We start from the raw sequence: 13,057 nt of genomic DNA, 5'->3' as shown, positions 1-13,057 counted from the left end.
CTCCTTCGAGGGGACCCCTCAGCGCCGGAACACGCCGGGGTCCAGGAAGAGGAGGGCGTAGCCAGGCAACCAGATGGCAACGACGAAGAACCAGTACATGCCGTTCACCTTCACATCGACGCGGTGCTTGTCCTCCACGGGCCCTTTGAACAGGAGCGCGGCGAGCAGGAGGTTCTCCAGCGTGCCGGTGATGACGTGCGCGGTGTGCATGCCCATCAGCGTGTAGAAGATGGAGCCGTAGGCGTGGCTGTCCCAGCGGAAGCCCAGGTGCTGGAACTCCACGAAGCGCACGGCGAGGAACACCCCGCCCAGCACGCTCGCCAGGAGCAGCCCCCAGCGCATGCCCCCCAGCCGGGACTTCTCCGCGGCCTTGTTCGTCCAGTGGATGGGCAGGCAGCTCAGGAGGAGCACGCCCAGGTTGACGGTGGCCAGGGTGCGCGGGAAGGCGGGAATGGGCGAGGGGGGCCACTCCTGGAAGTTGCCCCGGAGATAGAAGTAGCTGGCGAAGAGCAGGGCGAAGACGGTGGACTCGATGGCGATGAGCCCCGTCACGCCCCACCACAGCGGATCGCGGTGGCCAAAGGCCACGGTGGGCAGGTGCGACACGTCGAGGGTCCGGCGGGGGCTCACGGCTGCTCCTCCATGAGTTCCTTCGAATGGCCCGAGGGCCAGAACCAGCCGGCGAGCGCGCAGGCCGTCAGCACCCCGCCGATGATGACGCCCCACGGGGTGAAGATGGAGACGATGAACGTCACCCCGGTGCCCAGCGCCACGAAGAGGGGCCACAGCGTGGGGCCTGGCAGCTCCGTGCGGTGGTCGGGCTCGGCGTCCATGAGCTGGGTGACGAGCACCTCGCGCCGGTCACTGCGCACACCGGTGACGATGGGCTGATCCACCGCCTGGGTCCACAGCGCGTAGCGCCCGCGCACGGTGGGCAGGTGCAGGAAGTTGTAGGGCGGCGGGGGCGAGGTGGTGGACCACTCCAGCGTGTCCGCATCCCACGGGTTGTCGCCGGCCAGGGCGCCGTACCGGAGGCTCCAGAAGACGTTCACCAGGAAGAGGGTGATGGCCACGGCGAGCAGGGCCGCGCCCCCGGTGGCCAGCAGGTTGAGATCCTCCCAGCCCCGGTCCACGCCATAGGTGTACACGCGCCGGGGCATGCCCATCAGCCCCAGGATGTGCATGGGGAAGAACGTGAGGTTGAAGCCGATGAAGAAGAGCCAGAAGTTCCACTTCCCCAGGCGCTCGCTCAGCATCCGTCCGGTGAACTTGGGGAACCAGTAATAGAAGCCGCCAAAGAGCGGGAAGACGGCGCCGCCGATGAGCACGTAGTGGAAGTGGGCAACGACGAAGAAGGTGTCGTGGACCTGGAGGTTCAGGGCATAGGCCCCCAGCATGACGCCGGTGAGCCCCCCCATGACGAAGAGGGCGAAGAAGCCCAGCACCCAGTAGAGCGGCAGCCGCAGCCGCAGCCGCCCGCCCCACATCGTGGCGAGCCAGCAGAAGATCTGCACCCCGCTGGGGATGGCCACCATCAGGCTGCCCGCGGTGAAGAAGCTCTGCCCGAGCTGGGGCAGCCCGGTGGTGAACATGTGGTGCACCCACAGGCCGAAGCCGATGAACGCCGTGGCCACCAGCGACAGCACCATGGGCAGGTAGCCGAAGATCTCCCGGCGCGCGAACACGGCGAGCACCGAGGAGAGGATGCCCAGCGCGGGGATGAAGATGATGTAGACCTCGGGGTGGCCGAAGAACCAGAACAGGTGCTGCCACAGGAGCGCATCGCCGCCCTCGGCCGGGTTGAAGAAGTGCGTGCCGATGAGCCGGTCCATCGCCAGGAACAGGCTGGAGACCATCACCGCCGGCATGGCGAAGACGATCATGAAGGACTTCACCAGCATGGCCCAGACGAACAGGGGCATGCGGTTGAGCGACATGCCGGGCGCCCGGTGCTTGAAGACGGTGACGATCAGGTTGACCGCTCCGGCCAGCGCGGACAGCTCCGTGAAGGTGACCATCTGCGCCCACACATCCACGCGCTTGCCGGGCGAGTACTCCGGGCCCGCCAGCGGCACATAGGCGAACCACCCCGCGTCCGGGCCGATGTCGAGGAAGAAGCACACGTACATCAGCCCGCCGCCGATGAGGAACGTGTAGTAGGCGAACGCGTTGAGGCGGGGGAAGGCCGCGTTGCGCGTGCCGATCATCAGCGGCACCAGGTAGAGCCCCATGCCCTCCATGACCGGCACGGCGAACAGGAACATCATCGTGCTGCCGTGCAGGGTGAAGACCTGGTTGTACAGGTCCGGCCCCATCACCGTGCCCTCGGGCCGGGCGAGCTGGAGCCGCATCGCCAGCGCCTCCAGGCCCCCCAGCAGGAAGAAGATGAAGGCGGTGACGATGAAGCGCTTGCCCAGCGTGGTGTGGTGCACATCGCTCAGCCACCCGCGCAGCCCCTTCAGGGGGCTCCAGGTGCGGGTGAGCCGTTCCCGCTCGAGGGCATCGGTGCTCATTTCAGCCCCTCCAGGTACGCCAGCAGCGCGTGCAGGTCCTCGGGGGGCAGGCGGATGGACGGCATCTTGTTGCCCGGCTTGATGCTCTGCGAGTTGAGGATCCACCCGGCCAGGTGGCCCCGCACGTTAGGCACCGTGTTGGCCGCCAGTGACTGGCGGCTCGCCAGATGGGTGAGGTTGGGGCCCAGGGTGGCGAAGGCGTCCGTGCCCTGAATGGCATGGCACATCACGCAGGGGCCGGTGAGGAACACCTGCTGCCCCCGCTGGGCCAGTGCATCCGCCGGGGGCTGGGCGGGCTGGAGCTGGTGCTCTCGCCACCGCTCGAAGTCCTCGGGGGACTCGGCCACCACGAGGAAGCCCATCTTCGCGTGCTGGTGCCCACAGAACTCCGCGCACAGCCCCCGGTAGACGCCCGGCGCGTCCGCCTGGATGACCAGCGTGTTCTCCTGCCCGGGAATGAGGTCGCGCTTGCCCGCGAGGTTGGGCACCCAGAAGCTGTGGATGACATCCCGGGAGTTGAGCTTGAGGGAGATGGGCCGGCCCACGGGGATGTGCAGCTCGTTGGCGGTGGTGAGCAGGCGCGCGGGCACCGGATCCCGGTACTTGAACTCCCACCACCACTGCCGGCCCACCACTTCGATCTCCAGCGCTTGCTCGGAGCGCATCGCCGCCAGGGACTTGCCCGTGAGGGTGTTCGCCACCAGCAGCACCAGCAGCGTCAGGACCGTCAGCCCGGTGGCCACGGCCACCGCCCGCGTCATCCGGTGCTCGGTGGCAGGGTCCACCGCGCGCGTGTAGGGGTGGGCGAGCCGGTCCTTGGGGAGCAGGGCTTCCGCATCCACCTCGGGCGGACTGTTGCCGAGCGACGGATCGACCCGGCGGCGCAGCACGGCCACCAGCAGCACCGCGAGCACGAGCACGAAGACCGCCGTGCATACCCCCAGGAACAGGCGCCCCAGCCCGTGGATGTGGGCCGCGTGGGGGCCTACCGGATCCAGCACGGACTGGGCCGCGTCCTGGCACCCCGCGGACAGGAGCGCCAGGAGGAGCACGCGCCGCTTCATCGCGGCTGCTCCACGGGCTCCGGGGTGGGAGGCTGCTCGGGTTGCAGGGCCTCCGGAGGCTTCGCGCTGAGCGAGTCGCCGCGGCTGGGGGCCACGTCCATGCGCACCAACCCGCTCAGGGAGCGGACGTAGGCCACGAGCTGCCATACCTGCTGATCGACCAGCTTCCCGCGGAAGGCAGGCATCCCGTTGGGCCGCCCCTGGACGATGGAGGCGTGGATGTTCTCGGGCTCGCTGCCATAGCGCCACTTGGAGTCCATGAGGGGCGGGCCGATGTCTCCGCCCCCCTGGGCATGGCAGCCCGCGCAGTTGAACTGGTTGTAGAGCCGCTTGCCCTCGCTGAGGGCATAGGCGTTCTCCTCGTAGACGTTCTTCGTGGGCGTACGCGGCGAGGGCGTCCCGGGCTGCAGCTCGGTGAGCTGGGCCGAGGAGTCCACGGGGCCCGAGGCGGGCGCCAGTTCCTGGAAACGGCGCTGCTCCCGCTCGCACGCGGTGAGGCTCAGCAAGCCAAGCAGGGCGACGGTGGGCCGGACGGGGAGGGTGGGCATGGGAAGCCTACGGGCGCGGCACGCCGTACTCGGCCAGAAGCGCGTCCACTTCCCGGCGCTTGCGGGCGAGCACGGTCTCCAGCTCCGCTTTGAGGGCCTTGTCTCCCCGGCGGACCGCCAGGGAGATGTCGAAGACGAAGGGCAGCCCCGTGGCGGTGTCCTTCTGGGGCGTCACGGGTGAGAGCTCCAGCGCGGCACCGGCCTGCTTGGCGAAGTAACCCGCCAGGGGGCCCCAGACGATGGCCACATCCACGTCCCCCTGGCGGACCGCCTCGATGAGCCGTGCGGGAGGGTTCTCCTGGGTGTAGTCGCCATAGAGGGTGTAGCCGGCGACGTTGTCCACGATGCCTCGCCGGGCCAGCGCGTGCGCCGGGGGCGTGTTCGCCATGTCGTCTCCGACAAGGTGGACCCCAATCTTCAGCGTGCGCAGCGCCGCATCATCCAGGGAGTGGAGCTTCAGCTTGCGGTCCCTGCGGGACACGAAGACGTACGTGGAGCGGTAGTAGGGCTTCGTGGTGAGGGCCAGCTCGAAGTCCGCCGGGACGCCGAGCACCACATCGCACAGGCCCTCCTTGAGGGTGTTGCGGATGAAGCCGCGGCGCTGGGCCCACCAGGTGTACTGCACGGAGGCCTTCAGCTCGCGCGCCAGCAGCTCGGCGAGCCGGTTCTCCAGCCCCTCCTGGCGCTGGTTGGAGAACGGCAGGTTGTTGGGGTCGGCGCACACGCGCAACACCCGCCCCGCAGGAGCCCCCGGGGCCAGGGGGGCCGTGGGCGCGGGGGAAGGGCTGGCGCCCAGCAGAAGGGAGACTCCGAGGAGCAGGGAGAGCATGGGGTGTTCTCGCCGGCTCAGGGGAGGCTGAAGGTGTAGAGCATGCCGCCCTTGGTGGAGTGCTTGGGCAGGTCCCGCATGGCGTTGGCGAAGCCCTTGCCCGCCGTCTGGTCCTGGGGATCCAACTCGTTGACGACGATGTTGCCGGCCCAGCCGCCCACGCCGGAGAGCACGGAGACGTACTGCTTGCCGTCTGGCCCCCGGTACGTGATGGGCTGGGCGATGATTCCGGAGCCCACCTTGAACTTCCACAGCTCCTGGCCCGAGCGCGCGTGGATGGCTTTGAACCACCCATCCATCGTCCCGTAGAACGCCACATCCCCGGCCGTCACCATCACCCCGCTGTAGACGGGGAAGGGCTCGATGATGCTCCACACCTTCTTGGCGTTCAGCACGTCCCAGGCGATGAACTCCCCCTTGTGCCCGCCGGGCCCCGCGTACATCCGCACGTTGGTGCCAACGTAGGGCGTCCCGGCGATGTAGTTGGCCTCGAACCCCTGTGAGTCCTCACAGAGGTTGAGGGCGGGGATGTAGACGAAGCCTGTCTGCGGCGAGTAGGCCGCCGGCGACCAGTCCTTCGCGCCCGGGGCCGCGGGGCAGATGTTCCGCGCCGTCCGGCCCATGCCCGGGGCCTTCTCCTTCGCGGGCAGGAGCCGTCCCGTCTTCAGATCCACGCCGTGGCTGCTGGTGATGTGCGCGAAGGGAACGGCGTAGAGCACCTCCCCAGTCGCCCGGTCCAGCACGTACATGTAGCCGGTGCGCCCGGGGTGGATGAGCACCTTGCGCGGCTGGCCGTTGAGGGTGAGGTCCGTGAGGATGGCCTCGTTGATGCCGTCGTGGTCGTACAGGTCGTGCGGGCTCCACTGGTAGAACCACACCGCCTCGCCGGTATCGGGCTTGCGCGCGAAGATGCCGCACGTCCACTTGTTGTCGCCGGGCCGCTGCTCCGGGTTCCACGGCCCCGGGTTGCCGGTGCCGTAATAGAGGAGGTCCAGCTCCGGATCGTACGAGATCCACCCCCAGACGTTGCCGCCGCCGATCTTCCACTGGTCCGGGGGCCACGTGCTGACGCCCAGGTCCTTGCCCTGGTCCTGCGTGTAGAAGGGCTTGAAGTTCGGGCCAATGAGCACCTCGCTGTCCGGCCCCGTGCTGTAGGCCCGCCAGACGATGGCGCCCGTCTGGGTGTCCAGCGCCGCCGCCCACCCACGCACCCCGAGCTCGCCGCCGCTGTTGCCGACGATGACCTTGTTGCGCACCACCAGCGGCGCCATGGTCATCGTCTCGCCCTTGTTGATGTCACCGAGCTTCGTCTTCCACAGCTCCTTGCCCGTGGCCGCGTCCACGGCGACCGTGTGGTTGTCGAGCGTGTTGTAGAAGATGCGCCCCTCGGCATAGGCCGCGCCCCGGTTGACGACGTCGCAGCAGGCCACCCCCTGCGCCGCGGGGGAGGGGCGCGGCTCGTAGACCCACTTCATCGGAGCGCCCGGCTGGGTGAGATCCAGGGCGACCAGGTGGTTGGGATAGGGGGTGACGACGTACATCGTGCCCCCCACCACGAGGGGGGCCGCCTCGTGCCCGCGCACCAGGCCGGTGGAGTACGTCCACGCCACCTTGAGATCCTTCACGTTGCCGGTGTGGATGTCCCCAAGGCCGCTGAAGCGGGTGTTGGCGTGGTTCTTCGCGGCCATGAGCCACTGGCCGTCGTCCTCGGCGGCCACCGAAGCGCCTTGTTGCGCCTTGTCGAAGGCAGGGCTCTTCGCGCCCGAAGGGGCAGGGGGCTGCGCGGGTTTGTCCTTACAGCCCACCAGGAGCGCGACCAGGAGCACCGTCAGAAGGTTCGCAAGCGGACGAGGACGCCAGGAGGCCAAACCCTGCCGGGGGGGGAAAGTCATGCGGGCCGCAGGCTAGGGCCCACGCCGCAGAAGGCGAGGGGGTAGTACCGAAGTACAATGCGGGCCGTTGTCTACCTGACAGGTCATGGACGGGAGGCGTGACCTGTAACGTGGGAGACGGCGATCCCCCAAGGTGAGCTGCCCACGGCGATCCGCTTGAGCACCTGCCCGGTTCCGGTATCGATGACCGAGACGTCGTTGGAGGGGCCGTTGGCGGTGTAGAGCTTGCGGCCATCGGGCGAGACGCCAGCGCCCCATGGCCGGGTCCCCACGTCTTCCACGGTGTGGACCACCTCCAGGCGCGCCACGTCGATGAAGGAGACGGACTTGCCGCGCCCATGGGTGACGTACAGCGTCCGCCCATCGGGGGAGAGGGCGGTGCCCATGGGCCGCGCCGAGGGCCGCTCGATGGGCAGGGTGGAGAGGACCTGGTGCCGCTGGGCATCCACTACGGTCACGGTGCGGCCGAACTCCGCGGTGATGAAGGCGCGGGCTCCGTCCGGGGTGAAGGTGACGGAGCGGGGCCGGTCTCCGGTGGGGATGCGGGCCACCACCTCATGGCTCCGCGTGTCGATGGCATACACCTGATGGTCCTCCTCGCTGGTGACGTAGACCACCTGGCCGTCGGGCCGCGTGGTGACCCCCTCGGGTTCTCCGCCCACCTTCACGGTGTGCGTCACCTGGCCCGAGGCCAGGTCCACGATGGAGGCCTGGGCCGCGTCCTCGTTGGAGACGTACAGGAACCGGCCATCCGGGGTGATGTCGAACGCCTCCGGATCGTCTCCGCTCTCCAGCGTCTTCACGAGCTTCAGGGACGCGATGTCTACAAGGGCGATGCCATCCGCGCTCCGGTCTGGAGGTGGCAGGGTGCTCTCGTCCACCCCCGGCGGGGCCCGGGGGGAGCCGCTCACCGCCACGTAGAGCGTCTGTCCATCCGGGCTGAGCCGGATTCCCCGGGGGCGCTTGCCGACGAACACGGTGGCCACCACCTGGTCTGTCGCGGGGTCGATGACCGAGATGTCATTGGACTCTTCGTTGCTGACGTAGACCCGCGGCGCCGAAGGCAGGGCAGGGGTTGACGTGCCACGGCCGCAACCGCCGCAGGAGGTGGTGAGGCACAGCCCAAGAAGAAGGCAGAGGCGGGCCCACACGTGGAAGCGTCCAGGGTGCATGGCGTGCCCCTATCAAAAAAGGGGTGCCCAATTTCGCCGCTGCGCCGGTCCTGGAGGAAATGAACACATTTTCCCTGCCGAGATTGCCGTGGAGGCCCCTGTGGATGGTGGCCTTCTTGCTGTTCACCCCTGCTGCCTGGGCCTCGACCCAGATGGCGCTGGATGTGCCCGCCCTGACCCAGGGGGCGGATTGGGTGGTCCAGGGCCAGGTGCTGCGCACCCAGCCCCGCTGGATTCCCGGTACGGGGCGCCTCGTCACCACCGTCGAGGTGTCCGTGGGGGAGGTGCTGAAGGGCACCGTGACGCCCCCCTCGGTCCAGGTGCTCTTGCCGGGCGGCACCCTGGGCGGCATCCGCCAGCACGTCAGCGGCGCGCCCGCGTTCGCTCCCGGTGAGGAGGTGGTGGTCTTCCTGAAGCAGGGGAGCGAGGGCCCCCATCTGGTGGGGCTGTCCCAGGGCAGCTTCCGGGTGCTTCGCTCCGCGCCGGACGGCCGTGTGCAGGCCACTTCAATGCTCGCGGCGGACTTGCAGTTGATCGATCCGCTGTCGCTCCAGCCCGTTTCCCCGGCGCCGAGGACGGTGGACCTCCAGACGCTTCGGAGTGAGGTGCTCGCGGTGGCGGCAGCGGAGGCCTCCCCGGCCCTCCAGCCCTTTCAGTCCTCTCCCGGGGAAGATGGGCCGGTGCCTTTCGTTAGAACCCGTGTGCCTCAGGAGCCTGGGGCCGGGGAGGAGCACTGCTTGTGGTGGCCTGGGGGCAGCACGCTCACGTTTCATCAGCAGGTCTGCATGCCGGGGGAGCCGGACTGCGCGGCCCGCCAGGCGGCGGTGGCGCTGGCCCTGAAGCGCTGGGATGACGCCCTCGTGGCGTGTGCGAGCCTCCGGCTGGCCGATGGACCCGCCACTTCCTCGCGGCAGGTGGGCTACAGCCCCGGGGGAACGAACGAGAACATCATCGTCCTGCGGGACCGGACCTGTACGCAGCCGGAGGAGCCGGACTGCTGGGAACACCACGCGGAGACCCTGGCGCTGACGACGGTTACCTTCCGGATGCCCAGTGGTGAAGTGCTCGACGCGGACATCGAACTCGCCCCCTGGGCCTTCGTGCCCAACAGCCCCCTGTCCCTCCAGGCGGTGGTGACGCACGAGCTGGGTCACGCGCTGGGGTTGGACCACTCGCCCGATTCGCGCTCGACGATGTACGCCACGGTGACGCCCGGCGAGCCTCCCCGGCTCACCCTCGATGAGGGCTCTCAACAGGCCCTGTGCACCATTTATCCCAGCGGTGCCCCGGCGGTGGACTGCGGCCAGCAAGTCCAGGAGCAGCCGTTGCGGCCCGGCGACTCGGGGTGCGGTGTGGCCACGGGCGGAGGAATGCCGGCCCTGGTGGCGGGAGGGCTCTTGCTGGTGCTGAGGCGCCGCCGGAGCCGGAGCACGCCATGAACTTTCGGGGCGCACGCGCGGGGGGGATGGCGCTGGGATGGGGACTCCTGGCGCAGGGCACGGGGGGCTGTGGGGAGTACGGCCTGGCGGATGAGACGTACCGCGTCGATCCGGTGGCGGTCCTGGATGGACAGCTGCGAGCCCCCCTGGATGCGGGCCGGGGCCCCACTGCGATGGCCCTGGCGTGGGCCCCGGGGCTGTCTTCCCTGGAGGAACTCTCCGTGGCCTTGCTGGCCGGGAACAGCGCGTGTGGCCTGGAGCAGGGCGCCCTCCTGCAGCCGGTGCCTCATGAGGAGCACTTCCCGGTGAACTTCGTGCTGCCCCTGTCCACGGTTCCGCCTCCGGCGGCCCAGCATGTGTTGGCGTCCCAGGGAGGACAGGGGCGTCTGGCCCTCGGATGGGTCCTCTCCTTCCAGGATGCCAATCGCAACGGCCGCTTGGACCTGGCGCCGGAGGAGGGCTCACCCGAGCGCGTGATGGCCACGTCCCTCGATTCGGGCATGGCCGTGCTCTTCATGGATGGAGAACTGCCACGCGAGCGCGAGGGCATCTGGCGGCAGTGGCCCGGGAGGCTGCCGCTGGGATTCAGCCTTCTGCAGGGAGGTCTCTCTCCCGAGGGAGGGGCCTCGCTCCGATCACTCCCGGCGGACTCCACCTCCTTGACGCTGGAGGGCGCCCGGCAAGTGTGTCCGTGAGCGAGCGCAATGGACGCGTCGGCGATCGAGCAATGGTATGCGTTGTATGGGTATGCCGTGCATCGGCGGTGCGTCCGTTTGCTCCAGTCCGAGGCCGAGGCGGATGATGCCTTGCACGAGGTCTTCCTGCGCGCCTGGCGCTACGCGCACACCCTCCGGGACGGGCAGCCGCTGCCCTGGCTCTACCGCATCGCGGACCGGCATTGCATGGACCTGCTGAGCCGCCGGGCGCGGCACGTGTCCACGGAGGAGGGGAAGGTGCCCCATTCGGAGGAGGCCGTGGCCCCGGAGACACCGGAACAGATGTACCTCTTCGGCCAGGTGCTCGCGGCCTGCAAGGAGCGCGTGCGGGACACCGCCGTCCTCTACTACCTGGATGAGCTGACGCAGGAAGAGGTGGCCGAGCACCTGGGGTGCTCACGCAAGACGGTGAAGGAGCGGCTGGCCCAGTTCAAGGAGGTGGCCCTCCGGCTGCTGTCGGGCGGGCGGCCCCAGCGAGGAACGGGATGAACCGCTTCGATGCCCTGCGTGCCTCCCGTGAGGCGGGCCACCCTCCGGGGCGGGTTCTCGACGAGCTGGCCTTCGCGCCCGGGGAAGCGCTCCGGGCCTCCGAGCCTGCGCGCCACGTGAGCGCCTGTGCGGCCTGCCAGGCCCGGATCGCGGCCTTGCGAGAAGAACGTGCCCGTTTCCTACAGGCCCGTCCCGCGCGGGCTTTCGCTGCCCGGGTGCTGGAGCAGACCGCACGTCCGTCCTGGTGGGAGCGCCCCAGGCTGTGGGCGTTGGCGATGGTGCCCGCGCTGGCGCTCGTTGCCCTGGCGCTTCAGGGCGCGCTTCCCGGGCCCGGTGCCTCCAGCGGGCCCGCGTCCATTCGATACAAGGGCGCGGCCCCGGTGCGCTGGGAGGTGCTCGTCAGCCGCGAGGGACAGCCCGCGGTGGCTTTCCCGGAGGGCATGCCCTTGCGCGAGGGAGACGTCTTGCGCTTCCGGGTGGTGCTGCCGGAGCGGGGCTACGTCTTCATCGCCAACCTGGACGAGGCGGGGCAGTTCACCCGCTATTACCCCGCGGACAGCGCGCACGCGGTGGCCCTGGAGCCTGGCGAGCATGTTCTGCCGGGCAGTGTCGTCCTGGATGACGTGCAGGGCGAAGAGCGGGTGATGGTGTTTGTCAGCCCCACGCCGCTGGAGGCCCAGGAGGTCGAGGCCTCGGTGCGCCAGGCCTTCGAGAGGGCGGGGGGCTTGAGGTTCGAGGATCCCGGGCTGCCGGTTCCATCGGCGTCACATGTCCACGTCAAGGAGGCGAGATGAGGGGATGGCTGCTGGCGGTGTTGCTGTGCTCCGGAGCCTCCTCGGCCCAGGGTGAAGAGGCGCTGCGGGTGGCGGTGGTGGTGGGCAGCAACATCGGTCTGAAGGAGGAGGCGGCCCTCGACTACGCGGAGGCGGACGCCCGGCGCTTTCACGAGCTGATCCGGGAGGCGGGCCAGGTGGCCCCGGGCAATGCCTTCCTGGTGACGGAAGGGGGCGCGGAGGCGGTCCGGAGCGCGCTGTCCAGGGCTCAGCGGTTGTTGGCCCAGGCGCGTCCCCGGGGGCGCGGCACGTTGATCTTCTATGCGTCCGCCCACGCGGATGAGGAGTCGCTGCACCTGGAGGGCACGAAGCTCCCCCTCGCGGAGCTGACCCAGGTACTGGAGGACACACCGGCCACGCTGCGGGTGGCCCTCCTCGATGCGTGCCGGACGCCGGTGCGGACCCGTGCCAAGGGAGGCATGCCTCGCGCCGCGGAGGTTCCCGTGCAACTGGAGGTCCCCGCCCAGGTGGAGGGGATGGTGGTGCTCCGGTCAGCGGGGGAGGGGGAGCCCGCCCAGGAGTGGTCCGCCCTGCGGGGCTCGCTCTTCACGCACCACCTGCTGGCGGCGCTGCGCGGACTGGCGGATGGGAACGGGGATGGGGCCGTCACGCTGGCGGAACTCTACGCGTACACCTGGCGCCACACGCTGGCCAGCTCCACCCAGGGAGGGGCGGGGCTCCAGCATCCGAGCTTCGACATCCGCCTGAAGGGCTGGGGAGAGTGGGTGCTGGCGCGCCCGGCGCGGCTCGGGGCCCAGTTGGTGCTCGGAGAGGACGTGGAGGGCAGCCTCTGGGTCACGGACCCGCAGAACGGGTTGGTGGCGGAGGTGCGCAAGTCCCGGGGCGAGGTCCTGCGGCTGGCGGTGCGGCCTGGCCGCTACCAAGTGGTTCGCCCCGAGGGCGCGTTCGCCGAGGCGGCCGAGGTGCTCCTGGGCTGGAACGCGGAGCGGGTTCTGACCCGGGCTGGCTTCCTGAGCGTGCCCCGGCAGCACGCCCGTCTCCGCGGGGGCGCGCCGCTGGTGCTGCGCCCGTGGGCCCTGAGCGCCGGGTATGCCCTGTCCTCGGGCTCGGTGCGGGGCCTGGGCCCGGAGCACTTCGCGGAAGTGGGGGTGCGGCGCCGGTGGTCACGGGCCCTGGTGGGCGCGCGGCTGGGCTTCACGCGCGCCCGGAGGGAGTGGGAAGACCTCTACCTGGTCCAGACCGGAGTGCAGGCCTCCCTGAGCGTGGGCTTCCCGTTTCCCCTGGGGCCCGTGGAGGTGACGGTGGGGGCGGAGGGCCGTGGGACGTGGGTGTCCCAGTCCTTTACACGGGTGGATGCGGAACAGGCCGGCCGGCTCTTCGGCATCGAGGAGCCCCGGCGCTGGGGGCTCATTCCGGGCGTGGGGCCGTTCGCGTCCGTGACGTACCCCTTGGCGGAGCCGCTCCGGGTGGGGGTGGAGGGCACCGCGGGCGTCATGCGGACGCCCCGGTACGATGGCAGGGCGGAGCTGCTGCCTTCCGCCCAGTGGCGCATGGCGTTGCACTGGGCGCTTTGAGCGCTTACTCGAGCATCTTCACGAGGT

The 13,057-nt window shown here is 69.7% G+C and carries 12 protein-coding genes; 5 read left to right on the top strand and 7 right to left on the bottom strand.

Features of this window, described 5'->3' with window-relative positions; all coding sequences use genetic code 11:
- Positions 1-18 precede the first annotated feature (18 nt).
- The 7 genes from KY661_RS07910 to KY661_RS07880 form a co-directional block, all read right to left on the bottom strand.
- Positions 19-630, bottom strand: coding sequence for a cytochrome c oxidase subunit 3 (locus KY661_RS07910; RefSeq protein ID WP_225409625.1), 612 nt, complete (start codon positions 628-630; stop codon positions 19-21).
- Entirely contained in the window at positions 627-2,513 is a 1,887-nt protein-coding gene (ctaD, locus tag KY661_RS07905) for a cytochrome c oxidase subunit I (RefSeq protein WP_225409624.1), read from the bottom strand. The genes KY661_RS07910 and ctaD overlap by 4 nt, the downstream gene beginning before the upstream one ends.
- Positions 2,510-3,577 carry a cytochrome c oxidase subunit II gene (gene coxB, locus KY661_RS07900; protein ID WP_225409623.1) on the bottom strand — a complete coding sequence of 356 codons (1,068 nt, stop codon included), beginning with the start codon at positions 3,575-3,577 and terminating at the stop codon, positions 2,510-2,512. Before coxB ends, ctaD begins: the two co-directional genes overlap by 4 nt.
- Positions 3,574-4,125: a c-type cytochrome gene (locus KY661_RS07895; RefSeq protein ID WP_225409622.1), complete on the bottom strand. Its 552-nt coding sequence runs from the start codon at positions 4,123-4,125 to the stop codon at positions 3,574-3,576. The genes coxB and KY661_RS07895 overlap by 4 nt, the downstream gene beginning before the upstream one ends.
- Positions 4,126-4,132: 7 nt before the next feature.
- The gene (locus tag KY661_RS07890) at positions 4,133-4,954 is read right to left on the bottom strand and encodes a substrate-binding domain-containing protein (RefSeq protein ID WP_225409621.1); all 822 of its coding nucleotides are present in this window, start codon (positions 4,952-4,954) and stop codon (positions 4,133-4,135) included.
- A gap of 17 nt (positions 4,955-4,971) precedes the next feature.
- Positions 4,972-6,780, bottom strand: coding sequence for a methanol/ethanol family PQQ-dependent dehydrogenase (locus KY661_RS07885; RefSeq protein WP_225409620.1), 1,809 nt, complete (start codon positions 6,778-6,780; stop codon positions 4,972-4,974).
- 149 nt (positions 6,781-6,929) lie between these two features.
- Positions 6,930-8,018, bottom strand: coding sequence for a beta-propeller fold lactonase family protein (locus KY661_RS07880; protein ID WP_225409619.1), 1,089 nt, complete (start codon positions 8,016-8,018; stop codon positions 6,930-6,932).
- 104 nt (positions 8,019-8,122) lie between these two features.
- On the opposite strand from KY661_RS07880, the gene KY661_RS07875 reads away from it, so the two are divergent.
- From KY661_RS07875 to KY661_RS07855, 5 genes are read left to right on the top strand one after another with little or no spacing between them, the layout of a single operon-like run.
- Positions 8,123-9,457 carry a matrixin family metalloprotease gene (locus KY661_RS07875; protein ID WP_225409618.1) on the top strand — a complete coding sequence of 445 codons (1,335 nt, stop codon included), beginning with the start codon at positions 8,123-8,125 and terminating at the stop codon, positions 9,455-9,457.
- Positions 9,454-10,152, top strand: coding sequence for a hypothetical protein (locus KY661_RS07870; protein WP_225409617.1), 699 nt, complete (start codon positions 9,454-9,456; stop codon positions 10,150-10,152). The genes KY661_RS07875 and KY661_RS07870 overlap by 4 nt, the downstream gene beginning before the upstream one ends.
- A gap of 9 nt (positions 10,153-10,161) precedes the next feature.
- Positions 10,162-10,662, top strand: coding sequence for an RNA polymerase sigma factor (locus KY661_RS07865; RefSeq protein ID WP_225409616.1), 501 nt, complete (start codon positions 10,162-10,164; stop codon positions 10,660-10,662).
- Positions 10,659-11,456 (top strand): DUF4384 domain-containing protein, encoded by a 798-nt coding sequence (locus KY661_RS07860; RefSeq protein WP_225409615.1) that lies wholly within the window; start codon positions 10,659-10,661, stop codon positions 11,454-11,456. The genes KY661_RS07865 and KY661_RS07860 overlap by 4 nt, the downstream gene beginning before the upstream one ends.
- Complete coding sequence (locus tag KY661_RS07855) at positions 11,453-13,030, top strand: caspase family protein (RefSeq protein ID WP_225409614.1); 1,578 nt, start codon at positions 11,453-11,455, stop codon at positions 13,028-13,030. The genes KY661_RS07860 and KY661_RS07855 overlap by 4 nt, the downstream gene beginning before the upstream one ends.
- The last annotated feature ends 27 nt before the right edge of the window (positions 13,031-13,057 follow it).

The organism is Allostigmatella hybrida, assembly GCF_020103775.1.
GTDB classification, from domain to species: Bacteria; Myxococcota; Myxococcia; order Myxococcales; family Myxococcaceae; genus Hyalangium; species Hyalangium aurantiaca.
This window is presented reverse-complemented; position numbering and strand designations above follow the sequence as displayed.